The sequence below is a fragment of the Dellaglioa sp. CoH-55-MRSF-7 genome, assembly GCF_056782235.1.
In genome coordinates, this window is record NZ_JBXAYI010000004.1 from 55673 (window position 1) to 68215 (window position 12543).

The 12543-nt window shown below is 32.7% G+C and carries 13 protein-coding genes; all 13 read right to left on the bottom strand.

Going from position 1 to position 12543, the window contains the following annotated elements:
* Positions 1-11: 11 nt before the first annotated feature.
* The 13 genes from AC1RPU_RS05415 to AC1RPU_RS05475 all read right to left on the bottom strand — a co-directional run bounded on the left by AC1RPU_RS05415 (position 12) and on the right by AC1RPU_RS05475 (position 12529).
* A complete protein-coding gene (locus tag AC1RPU_RS05415) occupies positions 12-695 on the bottom strand; it encodes a 5'-methylthioadenosine/adenosylhomocysteine nucleosidase (protein ID WP_481761690.1) in 684 nt (227 codons plus the stop codon).
* A gap of 28 nt (positions 696-723) precedes the next feature.
* Positions 724-981: a DUF1328 domain-containing protein gene (locus AC1RPU_RS05420; protein ID WP_481761689.1), complete on the bottom strand. Its 258-nt coding sequence runs from the start codon at positions 979-981 to the stop codon at positions 724-726.
* Positions 974-1534, bottom strand: coding sequence for an NUDIX domain-containing protein (locus AC1RPU_RS05425; RefSeq protein ID WP_481761688.1), 561 nt, complete (start codon positions 1532-1534; stop codon positions 974-976). The genes AC1RPU_RS05420 and AC1RPU_RS05425 overlap by 8 nt, the downstream gene beginning before the upstream one ends.
* Positions 1535-1561: 27 nt before the next feature.
* On the bottom strand, positions 1562-2485 hold the full coding sequence (locus AC1RPU_RS05430; protein WP_481761687.1) for an alpha/beta hydrolase: 924 nt from the start codon (positions 2483-2485) through the stop codon (positions 1562-1564).
* A gap of 82 nt (positions 2486-2567) precedes the next feature.
* Positions 2568-3542 (bottom strand): diaminopimelate epimerase, encoded by a 975-nt coding sequence (dapF, locus tag AC1RPU_RS05435; protein ID WP_481761686.1) that lies wholly within the window; start codon positions 3540-3542, stop codon positions 2568-2570.
* 118 nt (positions 3543-3660) lie between these two features.
* A complete protein-coding gene (gene ileS, locus AC1RPU_RS05440; RefSeq protein ID WP_481761685.1) occupies positions 3661-6444 on the bottom strand; it encodes an isoleucine--tRNA ligase in 2784 nt (927 codons plus the stop codon).
* 281 nt (positions 6445-6725) lie between these two features.
* Positions 6726-7424, bottom strand: coding sequence for a DivIVA domain-containing protein (locus AC1RPU_RS05445; protein ID WP_409022377.1), 699 nt, complete (start codon positions 7422-7424; stop codon positions 6726-6728).
* 19 nt (positions 7425-7443) lie between these two features.
* On the bottom strand, positions 7444-8226 hold the full coding sequence (locus tag AC1RPU_RS05450; protein ID WP_481761684.1) for a YlmH family RNA-binding protein: 783 nt from the start codon (positions 8224-8226) through the stop codon (positions 7444-7446).
* Between the two features lie 6 nt (positions 8227-8232).
* On the bottom strand, positions 8233-8526 hold the full coding sequence (locus AC1RPU_RS05455; protein ID WP_409022375.1) for a YggT family protein: 294 nt from the start codon (positions 8524-8526) through the stop codon (positions 8233-8235).
* A gap of 21 nt (positions 8527-8547) precedes the next feature.
* Complete coding sequence (locus AC1RPU_RS05460; protein ID WP_481761683.1) at positions 8548-8961, bottom strand: cell division protein SepF; 414 nt, start codon at positions 8959-8961, stop codon at positions 8548-8550.
* A 32-nt stretch (positions 8962-8993) separates the two neighbouring features.
* Positions 8994-10226, bottom strand: coding sequence for a cell division protein FtsZ (gene ftsZ / locus AC1RPU_RS05465; protein WP_481761682.1), 1233 nt, complete (start codon positions 10224-10226; stop codon positions 8994-8996).
* 17 nt (positions 10227-10243) lie between these two features.
* Complete coding sequence (gene ftsA, locus AC1RPU_RS05470) at positions 10244-11560, bottom strand: cell division protein FtsA (protein WP_481761681.1); 1317 nt, start codon at positions 11558-11560, stop codon at positions 10244-10246.
* A gap of 120 nt (positions 11561-11680) precedes the next feature.
* Positions 11681-12529 (bottom strand): cell division protein FtsQ/DivIB, encoded by an 849-nt coding sequence (locus tag AC1RPU_RS05475; protein ID WP_409022371.1) that lies wholly within the window; start codon positions 12527-12529, stop codon positions 11681-11683.
* Positions 12530-12543 lie beyond the last annotated feature (14 nt).

A 12543-nucleotide genomic window follows, 5' to 3' on the forward strand; every position in this document is an offset into this window, starting at 1 on the left:
CTCCTTTTAATTTAGCTTAATAATGATAGAATCATTCGTGCTGATTTTTGACCAGCTTCAATAATAAAATCATCAAATGTTTGTCCAGCTTCTTCATCGCCAACATCTGACATCGCTCTAACAATAGTGAATGGAATACCAAATTGGTGTGCTGCCTGACCAACTGCGGCACTTTCCATTTCACTACAAAGAGCATCAGGAAAATGATTAAGTATGACATCTGTCTGAGCTTGACTTGCTATAAATTGATCACCAGATACAATTAGTCCTGGTTTTATACTTAAATCATTTTCTTGAGCCGCTTTTTTAATTGCATCGTTTAAATTTGTATCTGCCAAGTATTTAGTTGGTTGTTGGGGTAATTGACCAATTTCATATCCAAAAGCTGTTGCATCAACATCATGATAGGCAACTTCTGTGGCTAAGACCACATCTCCAATTTTAAGTCCATTACCAATACCACCAGCTGAACCAGAATTAATAACGGCTGTTACTCCAAATTCTGCAATTAAAAGGGCTGTTGTCATCCCTGCTTGTACCTTACCAATACCAGATCTAACCAAAACAACTTCTTTTCCATTAATTTGGCCTGTATAAAATGAAATCCCGCCAATTTCTTTGTCTTTTCTATTCTCTAGATGACTTCTAAGCGAAAGAATTTCTTCCTCCATTGCACATAAAATACCGTAAATCATGTTGTTACCCTCCATTTTTTATTAATATCTAAGGTAATAAGAATAAAGCTAAAAATACAATTACAATTGCAATAACTAAAAATACAATTGTCCAATTCAAAAATTGGTTTAATTTACTTTTTTTATTTGTTTTTTCTGGTTGTTCTGAAGATGAGCTTCTTGTTGGATGTTCATCTTGGTATTCCTTTTCAACTCGTTGACGTTCTTTTTGTCGAAATTCAGGATCATTCTTTAATTCTTGTAATCTCTGATATTCACTTCTCGATAACTTTTTTTCATCATCCATGTAATTCACCTTTTAATCGTTCAATTTCCCAATGATTAACCGCTAAAATAGTTTTAACATCAGTTATTTCACCAGATTTAATTTTAGCTTGAACCTCATTAAACGTCAATTCGACTACATTTAAAAATTCATCAATATCCTGAGGTAACTCGTTATCTACATTTTCTAATCCAGTCGCATAGAATAGCGTTAAATATTCGTCCGCAAATCCTAATGCTGAATGAAACCCATATATTTCAGCTAAATGTTTAGCTTCATAGCGTGTTTCTTCATTCAGTTCACGTGTTGCAGTCTCGATTAAATTATGATCATCGCCATCAATTTTACCGGCCGGAATTTCTAATGATGTCTTCCTAATAGGTGCTCTCCACTGGTTAACTAGAACAATTTTTTCTTCATCCGTTATTGCTAATATACCTACAGCACCATGATGATGTACGATTTCTCTATTTGATTGTTCACCATTTGGTAGTTTAACCGTCTCATTAACAACTTCTATAACATGTCCTTTGAATATTAATTCTTCTGATAAAACTTTTTCTTCTAAATTCATTTAATTAACCTCGTTATTTTACTTTTCCTAGTTAAAATATTGTTTTAAAAAATGAGTTACTTTCTTTTCATACTCAACTTTATCTTTTGTAAATGACGTAGCATGTTTAGCACCATGTGCAATGAAAATTTCTTTAGGTCCTCTTGTCGCAGCATAATTTTGATAAATCATCTCAGTCGGAACAAATTTATCGTCACTACCATGAATAAATAACACAGGTAACTTATTATGATTTAATTGCTTAATTGAACTTGCTTCATAAAATGAGTAACCTGCTTTAACTTTTGATATCAGACTAGCAATAGGGATAATAGGGATTTTAGGTAACTTATACATCTGTTTCAACTGATAAGTTAACTCATCAGCCACACTTGTATAGCCACAGTCTTCAATAATTGCCTTAACTTGTGAAGGCAATTTTTTCTCTCCACTCAACATCATAACCGTTGCGCCACCCATACTAACACCGAATAGAGTAATTTTTGAATCTGTACCTTTATATTTAATTACTTTATCAAGCCACTGTAAATTATCTTTTCTCTCTAACCAACCATAACCAATATAATCACCTTGACTTTGGCCATGTGCTCTTGCATCTGGTGCAAGAACATTATAGCCTTTGTCATGATAAAAATGAATAAAGCGGACCATTTCTTCTTTCTTTCCCATAAATCCATGAGCAACAAATATTGTTTTATTAGTTTTACTTTCTGCAGGAACATAAATTGCTTTAAGCTTTAAATTATCTTCAGATTTGATCTGCCAATTTAATTTTTTAACTTGTTTTAACCAAGTGTATTCTTTCTTTAACTCAGCACTTTTAGGTTCTGAATTAATAAATTCCTTATTGGTTGGTGTCTCCGCATATTCAAATAAATAATAACTAATGCCAAAAATAACAAAGCCAATTATTATCAGCATTAAACAAATTCCAATGATCCATTTTTTCATTAAATTTCCTCAAGCGTTTCCCTTTATTTTAAATTAAAAAAAGGATAAAAGACAGTCATTTATGTCTTTTACCCCCATAAAATTACATAATACTTAATATAAACTTTAAATAAGCATCCTGTTCATTAGTTGATATCCATTTGGCCTTAGAAAAATCACCATTCAGAGCATCAGCTAACTCAATTGTTATATTCGCAACATTAGTTGCATTACCAATTAGAGACATCCAGTAATTGCCACTCTCATCTTGATGCACAACAGTTTTAACCATACCACCAGGATTTTTTACATTAATTTCAGTTCCAAATGGCACTTTACCTTCACTTAACAGAACAAACATTAAACTTGAAGCAGACATTGCTGTTCCACACGCATTAGTAAACCCAACTCCGCGTTCATAAGTTCTAACAAAAATTGATTTATTATCTAATTTTTCAACAAAACTAACGTTAACACCATCTGGAAAATACGGATTTTCACCGTTTAAATAAGTTGCAATTCTTTCAAGTTCCGGTCCTTGTAACGTTGTATGATCAACAAAAGTAATTAAATGCGGATTTGGTACCGAGACAGCTGAAAACTTTAACGTTTGTGAAAATTCAGGAATAATTTCATCTACCAATGTTTGTCTTTGTAAAAACATTGGTAACGTTTGTGACTCAAAACTAACAGGTGAAATTTCGACATTGTAAGCTGCAACGCCTGCCTGAAGATTTGGTGCTTTCTTAACATCTAAATCAGCATGCATTGTCTCAACTTTAAATTCTGTTTGTCCAAATTTAGTTTCTAAATAGCGCCCAACAGTTCTTAAACCGTTTCCACACATACTAGCCTCTGTACCATCAGCATTGATGACTCTCATTTGACCTAGAACACCATTATGACTTGATTTATCAACGACTAAAATGCCATCTGAGCCACCGTGTAATCCAGATTCTCGATCACACATTTGAATTGCTAAATTCTTTAATTTTTCATCTGATAATGCTGTCTCTAATTTAGTTTGATCTAAAAGAAAAAAATCGTTTTCTGATCCATGTACTTTTACTAATTCCACATTGAACACCTGCTCTCACTATAATTGTATACCTTACATATTACGCTATATTTTTAGGATTGTAATCAATTTGACTCAAAAAAAGGAATAACTCTACGTTATTCCTTTTTTGAAATATTTAATTTTCAAAACCTTCTGTAACTGCCTCTGGATAACCTTGTTCAACAATCGTTGCACAACGATGACAGAGCGTTGGTAACGCAGTATCCTCCCCAACATCAGTCTTAACCATACGACATCTTTGACAAACTTCACCGTTAGCTACTTCAACTTTAACAGCTAAGTTATCAAAATTAGTTGCATCTTCTGGAACATCATCAATAGATAAAATTTCTAAATCAGAAACAATCAATTGTTGACGGATATCCGTATCAAGTACGTTAAGTAATTCTTTATCAGAATCATTCACATATAAAATAACTTTTGCTTCAAATGATTTCCCAATTAATTTTGCATCACGCGCATCTTCCAAAGCCTTTAAGACATATGAACGAATTTTCATGAATGCTTGCCAATTTTCAACAATTTTAATTTCACCATCAAAATGGGCAACTTCTGGCATTTCACTTAATTGAACATATTCTTCTGGTTCTTTCAAATAGTCCCAAACTTCTTCAGTTGTATGTGGCAAGATAGGTGTTAATAACTTAGCCATTGTTGTTACAATCTGGTATAGAACAGTTTGCATTGAGCGTCTTTCAAAACTATCTTCAGCTTCAATATAAACGATATCTTTTGCAATATCTAAATAGAATGCTGATAAGTCATTTGAAATAAATGTAATCACTTTTTTGTAAATTGCTAAGAAATCATATTCAGCATAATCATCCAAAACCTCTTTTGAAAATGTATTTAATTTAATTAACATATACTTATCTGCTGATGCCAATTCATCAAATGCAATTGCATTTTCATTTGGATCAAAGTCAGTTGTATTAGCCAAAATAAATTTAAATGTATTTCTAATCTTACGATATGTTTCAGAGACTTGTTTTAAAATATCCATTGAAACAGCGATATCAGAAGATGTATCTGCTGATGCTGTCCATAATCGGATAATCTCAGCTCCTGATTGTTTAATAACTTTACTTGGTAAAATGATATTCCCAAGCGATTTACTCATCTTATGTCCTTTATCATCAAGTACAAATCCTTGTGACATCAACTGTTTGTATGGTGCAATTCCATTAGTTGCAACGGATGTAATAACACTTGAATTAAACCATCCACGATATTGATCTGAACCTTCCATATATAGATCTGCAGGATACGTTAAATTATCACGTTTACCTAGCACTCCACGATGTGAAGAACCTGAATCAAACCAAACATCCATGATATCTTCTTCTTTTGTAAATTCACCATTAGGACTATGTTCACTTGTAAATCCTTCAGGAAGTAGTGCTTTAGCATCATTTTTGAACCAAATATTTGATCCATTTTTTTCAAACAATTGAGCAACATGTTCAATTGTTTCTGGTGTAATGATAGGTGTCCCATCTTCTGCATAGAAGATAGGTAATGGAACGCCCCAAGCACGTTGACGTGAAATCACCCAATCGCCACGATCTCTAATCATATTGTAAAGACGAACCTTACCCCATTCGTTTTTAAAATCAACTTTTTCAATTTCTTTTAATATATCATCGCGGAACATCTCTACTGATGCAAACCATTGTGCCGTTGCACGGAAAACAACAGGTTTTTTTGTACGCCAATCATGTGGATAACTATGCGTAAAGAATGAAAGTTTAAGTAAATGACCATTCTCTTTCAATTCATCAGTTACTAATGGATTAGCTTTATCATAAAATATCCCTTCAAATCCAGGCGCATCTTCATTCATGACACCTTTTTCATCTAAAACAGATACAACGGGTAATTTATACTTTTGTCCAGCAATAAAATCATCTTCACCATGTCCTGGAGCAGTATGAACAAGTCCTGTACCAGAATCTAAAGTAACATGGTAACCTAGAATAACTAATGATGTACGATCATATAATGGATGTTGCACTGTCATATATTCCATATCGCGACCAGAAAATTCTTTTAATACTTCAACATTTTCCCAATCAAATTCTTCTTTTAAAATATTTAAACGTTCTTCAGCGACAACATATTTTTTCCCATCAGCATTAATTTGGATATATTTATAATCAGGATGTACAGCGACACCATAATTAGCTGGAATTGTCCATGGTGTTGTTGTCCAGATAATCATTTTTGTATCTGTATCTAAAATATCTTTCCCATCAACTACATCAAATGTAATATACATTGATGGTGATTTAATATCGTGGTATTCAATCTCTGCTTCAGCTAATGCTGATTCAGACGATGGTGACCAATAAATTGGTTTTTTACCTTTATAGATGTAACCTTTTTCAGCCATTTCACCAAACATTCTGATTTCTTCAGCTTCAAATTCAGGTTGTAAAGTCATGTATGGGCTATCCCATTCAGCTGCAACGCCTAAACGTTTAAAATCTTCGCGTTGCAAATTAACTTGCTCCAAAGCATATTTTTCACATAATTCACGAAAATCAGCTTTTGACATGGTTTTACGATCAACACCTTGTTTAACCAATTGTTGTTCAATAGGAAGGCCATGAGTATCCCAGCCAGGAACAAAAGGTGATCTGAAGCCCATCATTGATTTTGAACGAACGATAATATCCTTCGTAATCTTATTTAAAGCATGTCCCATATGGATATTACCATTAGCGTATGGAGGTCCATCATGTAAAATGAAACTTGGTTTCTTTTCATTTAACTTTTGTCTTAGTTCATAAACACCGTTTTGTCTCCATGCATCTTCACGCTCTGCTTCTTTAACTGGTAAATTTCCACGCATTGGAAATTCTGTCTTACCTAAGTTTAAGGTTTCTTTCATTTTCATATTATAAACTCCTTTTAAAAGTTATTTTATTTCATTATACACAAAAAGACTCCGTTACAAGGGACGAAGTCTTCGTGTTACCACCCAAATTTAGAAACTTAACATTATATAACGTTAAATTTCACTCAATCATCGTGATAACGGAGATGAAGCCGATTAAACTTACTTGATCATTTCAGTTTAATGAAATCGTTGAGATGATAAATTATATAATACTTATTATCGACCTTCCACTATCATCGACTCGCTAAAAATGTATCATATAATTGTTATTCTCAAATTTATTTATTATCTGGGAAAATGACCATTGTATCTTGATCATTTTGCTCAGAATCTTCATTTGCATCTGATTCAGCAATAATTTCTGTAACAACAATATCGTCATTATTATTAACTGATTCTTTTATTTCTTTGGCTTCACGTTTTTCTTTGTCTTCTTCACGTTTTAAAACGTCTTGAATTTCAGAATATGTGCTTGTCTCGCCTTGTTTTAAAATTTCGTCCCAATCAGAACTTTTAACAACTTCTAATTGTGATTCCATCATAACTTTTAAACGTTGACGGAAAATACGTGCTTGTTTCTTCAAGTCATCAGTCTCAACAGCTAATTTTTTAGCTTTTTCTGAAGCCATATCAATAATATGTTTAGCTTTTTCATTCGCTTCATCAATAATATCATGACCTTGCTTTTGTGATTCTTTATTAATAATTTCAGATTCACGCTTAGCATTAACCTTAACGCGATCAGCAGCTTCTTGAGCAACAATAATTGATTGATTTAAAGAATCTTTTAAATCATTAAAGTATTCTAACTTTTCATTACTAGTTTTAACTTCTTCAGTTAAATTTTCATTTTCTTTTAACGTTATTTCATAATCTTTAATAATTTTATCTAGAAAATCATTAACCTGGTCTTGATCATAGCCTCGTAATTTTACGTTAAATTCTTTATTATGAATATCTAATGGACTTAAAGTCATTTTGCACGTCCTTCAAAATTTATTTTTTTAATATTGATAACTCTAATTTATATTTATCTTTTCTAGTCATACCTGCAATAAAATCTAACTTGATTCGTCCAAAACCACGAATTGACAAAACATCAAACTCTGCTAATTCATAATCAGGCTTATTAATAACTTGCCAATTTAAACTAACTTTTTCAGAATTAACTAAATTTTTGGCGTTTTGTCGAGACATATTATAAACAGCTGATATGACTGAATCGATTCGTAACGATGAAACTAATTCATTTTGCGATTGCCACTCATCTGTGACACTCACCGTTTGTGAAAAAGGAATCTCTTCAAGTGATACCTTAATTTTACCAATACGATCAACTTGACTAATCAAATAATTAGCCATCTTTTTTTCAACAACAACCTGCCATTGCTGACCATCTGTTAAAATATCACCAAGTACTTCTCTATCTAATCCCGCATTAGCCAAAGTTCCCAAAATTTGTCCATGTTTTAAGGTAGCAAATTTTATTGGATACTTAATTTCAATAAGTTGTAAATCAAAATCACTATCTTGAACATCGAAATACGCTGGATAAAAAAGTAATCTTTTTCGTTCAGCTTCTTTCGTGCCACCAAATAATTTTAAACTAATTTCGTCATTTTGGCCTAATAGATAGGTCGCAATATGTGCCTCTCTAGGATTTAAAAAATGAGTTAGAACTGCCCTGTACTCTGATTTAGCTTGCTCGATATAATCTGACAATGTATCAATAATTTCTTTTTCGTCGGACCTGAAATGTTGGTAAATTGTATCATTCATATATCATTAGCCTCCAACATAAAGACGAATCAAAGTAGTCAGAAGTCCCATAACCCCATTTTGGATGAAGCTTAGCGCGATTATCGCAATAATTGGTGAAAAACTAATACCCCCAATTGCCGGGATAAAACGGTCAAAAAATGCAAGGTATGGTTGACAAATTTTACTTAAGAAATGGCCAACCGGCGTATTATAAGCGCCTGGAAACCATGACATTAAAACGTAAATGATAATTGCTAGCTCATAAGCATCAAAAGCCCACGTAATCACTTTAGCTAGAAATGTAATAAACTCAATCATTTGTATACCTCGATTTTTCTTTTATTCGAATTTTTCAAAAATATTATCTGCCATATTTCCTTCAACAGTAAATGAGTTTGGTGTACAAAGAAAAATATTATCGCCAATTCTTTGAATTGTTCCGTTAATAGCAAAAATTGTTCCGGACAAGAAATCAACAATCCGTTTAGATTGAACTTCATCCATTTTTTGAAAATTTACGACGATTGCTTGATTTTGCATTAAATGCGTTGCAATATCCTTAACATCAGAATAAATTCTAGGTTCAAATAAATTAATTTTTTGTGGTTGACTATATTTACCATTTATCGAAACGACTTTATTACTTTGATTCAATGACGAAGTCCGCATAGACTCTTCGGTTTGGTAATCATCATTTTCAAAATCATCTTCTTCAGCTAACCCAAAAAAACGACCAATTTTTTCAAAAGCCATAATATCCGTAACCTCCCCATTGATTCATTTAATTAATCTTTACGTCGTTTTCTGAAAAACGGTGGTGTACTTAAACTATCATCATTATTTGTTGCTAAATCATCAGTTTTGATATCATTCTTAAAGACATCAAAATTTGGTTTTTCAACATTTTCAAATTCTGTTGATTTTTTTTCTTCAGGTTGACTTGATGGGTGCATAATATCCCAATCGTCAAAACGATCTTCTTGCTTTTCAGCTAATGTTGCTTTAGGTGCATCAGTTCTTGGTAATGTTCGTGTACGAACTGTGGCTTTTTTTTCTTCTTTAACATCATCAATACCAGTTGCAATAACTGTTACGACGATTTCATCACCTAGGTCTTCATTAATTGACGTTCCAAAAATAATATTAATTTCATCAGTTGCAGCTTGTGAAATAATTTCAGAAGCTTCTTGCGCTTCGAAAAGACTCATATCAGCACCACCGGTGATATTAAGTAGAACTTGTTTTGCACCATCAATTGAAACTTCGAGTAATGGCGAAGAAATTGCTTTTTTTGTTGCTTCAGCAGTTCTATTTTCACCAGTAGCAGATCCAATTCCCATTAATGCAGTTCCTTGATCAGCCATCACTGTTTTAACATCAGCAAAATCTAAATTAATTAAACCGGGTGATGTAATTAATTCAGAAATACCTTGAACACCTTGACGTAAAACATTATCTGTTTCTTGGAATGCTTCAAGCATCGGTGTCTTCTTGTCAATGATTTCAAGTAAACGGTTATTAGCAATAACAACTAACGTATCAACTTGATCTCTCAGATTAGCTATTCCTTCAGCAGCAAAACGGCTACGTTTAGGTCCTTCAAATGTAAATGGACGTGTTACAATTCCGACTGTTAAAATGCCTTGATCTTTAGCGATTTTAGCTACAACAGGAGCAGCTCCTGTTCCTGTTCCACCACCCATTCCAGCAGTAACGAAAATCATATCAGCGCCATCAATAGCTTCGATAATTGCTTCTTCACTTTCTTGTGCAGCTTTACTACCAATATCTGGAGTTGCACCAGCACCTAATCCACGAGTCAATTTAGGACCCAATTGAATTTTAATTTCTGCCTTTGAGCTTTCCAATGCCTGAACATCAGTATTTAATGCAATAAACTCAACACCTGAAACATTTTCATCAATCATACGATTAACAGCATTACCACCAGCGCCACCGACACCAATTACTTTTATTACTGCGCCTTTATCTTCACTTGAGTCCAAAGAAAATTCCATTACTTACTTCCTCCTATTTAATCGAAAAATTCATTAAAAAAGTTTTTAACTGATTTTAATGGATCCCCTGATGTTTTTGGTTTTCTAGTTTTTTTAACTTTGTTTTTTACTTCTTGCTTCTTAGGTTTTTCGTTGTCTGGTTCAACAATACTATAACTTAATTGATCAATATCAAGTCCCATTGCACTTTTCACTAATAATGTGACTTCATCTTGCTCGACTGCATAATTAATCAATCCTAAGGCTTGTGCAAATGAAGGATAGCGTAATCCCATTTGATCAGGGACGTAGGTTTTAACTTGAACTTGCAAAATTTCTGATGCTAATTCTGTAATTCCTGGTAAAGCTGCAAGACCACCAGTTAAGATAACGCCACCTGGTAATTCTAACGCCTTGATAGCATCTAATGAACTTTTTATTTTATCTAAGATTTGAGAGATTCTTGCTTCAATAATCTCTGCTAAATATTTTTCAGAGATATTGATTGGCTCACTTTGTCCAACAACATCAACTGGGAAAACATCATCTTCTGATGCTAACTCAGAATTAGCAAATCCATAATTGCGTTTCAATTTTTCAGCATTTTCAACAGATGTATTAAGAACCACTGAGATATCTTTCGTGACAAAATCGCCACCCTCTTGGTCCACGTATGTAAATTTCAACTTATGATCATGAATCACTGAAGCAGTCGTTTGACCACCACCGAGATCAATAAGTACAGTACCAAAGTCTCTTTCGCCATCTGACATCGCAACTGATGCAAGTGCTAATGGGTTCACGATTGTTTCTCTGATAGTTAGCCCAGCATTTTCAACACATTTTTTTAAATTATGAATAATTGTTTTTGGGCCAGTATAAACTGATCCATGCATTTCTAATCTCACACCAATCATACCACGAGGATCCTTAATGCCATCAAATCCATCAACTACAAATTCATCAGCAATAATATCAATGATATCTCTTTCTGGTGGTAAATTTTGAACTAATGCTGCACTCGCAACATTCACAACATCTTCATTTGTAATTTCTTTTGATTCATCTGAAACGGCAATCATGCCGTTACAAGGAATAATTTGTAATAAATTAGCAGGAATACCAACATGTACTTCGTGAATCTGAATATTTGCTTTTTCTTCAGCTTGTTTAATAGCTTTTTGTACTGAAATTACAGCCTTATCAATATCGACTACAATTCCCCTATTCAAACCTTGTGAGCGTTCATTACCAATACCAATTACGTTCAATTGACCATTAACGTATTCAGAAACGATAACTTTAATTGATGTCGTACCGATATCTAACCCCACATATATACCTGCGTTACCCATCTGAAAAAGAACCTCCTTACAGCTTGCTTTTAATATTATTTTTTATAAGATATAGTACTCATATTTTACCACATTAAGACCTGATTTAGAAAGGATATCCCATAGGCCATACCAACTTTGTTAACTTTTCTTATTATATGGATAAGAATATGCACCCACTTCTAAATCAACGACACCTTTTTTCTTCATTTTAGATGAGATACTTGGATAGAAAGCCATTTTATCGGCAAAATTATCAATATTAGCAATAATTTTATTTCTGTCATTCATGTATATATATATTCGCTGATTATTCACTTTGGATGGTTGATAATCGATTTCTGATATTCCATTTCTGATTTTCATCGGAATTTTTTTATATTGTTTAACCATTTTTTGCAATATATTTGTTTGATTAAACTTAGAATACGTAGGATAATTCCCCACTGGTTGGTCAAATTTCTTACTTCCAATTGTCCCATTCAAAAATAATTGATAGTATGTTTTATTTTTATAAATATATCCTGCAAGATCATATTCATTAATAGAAAGTTTAACACCATTCCATTTATTATGGCTAACAGTTAGTGACTTCACCTGTGGCAATTCTTTTTTTATATCCTTTAAAATAGCTTTTTTTCTAAAAAACGCGTGGGATAATGGATCATTAATGTGTAAATTACTAGCATTTTCTACTTGTACTTTTGAAACTGTTTTTTCACCTGAAATACTAATATTTTGTATTTTACTTAATGGTGAAATAAAATATAGTGCAATTAAACCAATAATCAGAAACGAACCAATTATAATAATTAATTTTTGTTTTAGGGCATGATGTTGATATTTTTTTAATTTTGGTAATCGGTCACTAATTGTTTTGGGGTTTCCAAAAAAATCGAATCGTTTATTTTTCTTCTTTTTTTTCTCTTGTAAGGCCTCCCAAGGTGTCAATTCAGCTTTTTTTCTTTTTAAGAATTTATTTTTTGACATCTTATTTGGCCTCC